Source organism: Gordonia sp. OPL2, assembly GCF_003797825.1.
In the GTDB taxonomy this organism is placed as follows: Bacteria; Actinomycetota; Actinomycetes; order Mycobacteriales; family Mycobacteriaceae; genus Gordonia.
On record NZ_RKME01000064.1, the window covers coordinates 1 to 956 of the forward strand.

The following is a 956-nucleotide window of genomic DNA, read 5'->3' on the forward strand; positions in this document are numbered from 1 at the left end:
TACACCGTCACCGCGTCGATGAAGGATTCCGGGGGGATCTTCACCAATGCCGAGGTGACGTATCAGGGTGTGCCGGTGGGTCGGGTGGGTGCGTTGACGTTGACCAAGGATGGTGTCGACGTGAAGCTGGAGTTGAATTCGGGGGGTCCGGAGATTCCGGCGTCGGCGACGGCGGTGGTGGCGAATCGGTCGGCGATCGGTGAGCAGTTCGTGGATTTGCAGCCGACGTCGTCGGAGGGTCCGTTTTTGTCGGATGGGTCGGTGATCACGAAGACGTCGGTGCCGCCGCCGTTGGAGGATGTGGTGTCCTCGGCGATTGATTTCACGTCGTCGATTCCGATTGATGATCTGCATACGGTGATCACGGAGTTGGGTAAGGCGTTCAATGGTCAGGGTGAGAATCTGACGCGGTTGACCGATTCGTTGTCGACGTTGTCGCGGGCGGGTTATGACTCGTTGGATGAGACGATTTCGTTGATTCGGAATTCGAATGTGGTGTTGGCGACGCAGGCGGATCAGTCGGATGCGATTTTGTCGTGGTCGCGGAATTTGGATGTGATCACGGCGACGTTGGCGGCGTCGGATCCGGATCTGCGGCGGTTGTTGACGACGGGGACGGCGTCGGCGACGCAGATCTCGGCGTTGTTGCAGCAGTACGGGGGTGACATCTCCACCGTCGTCAAACAGCTCGCCGGCACCTTGCGCACCATCGAACCCACGTCGTTCGCCACCTCCGCCACCTTCGCCATGCTCTCCGCATTGTCGGCGGGCAGCCACGCACCGGCGCCCGGCGATGGTCAGATCCATTTCGGTGTGGTGTTGGAGACGAACAATCCGGCGGCGTGTACGCGTGGTTATGAGAGCACCAATGCGATGGTGCAGAAGATGAAGCGTGAGGATCCGTCGTTCGACATCCGTTACGACGACTTCCCGTTCAACACGAACGCGAAATGCAC

1 protein-coding gene is annotated in these 956 nt (G+C 60.0%); it reads left to right on the top strand.

The window, feature by feature from the left end; all coding sequences use genetic code 11:
- Positions 1-956, top strand: a 956-nt coding sequence (locus EEB19_RS26280) for an MCE family protein (protein WP_187590276.1), incomplete at both ends; no start/stop codon positions are given.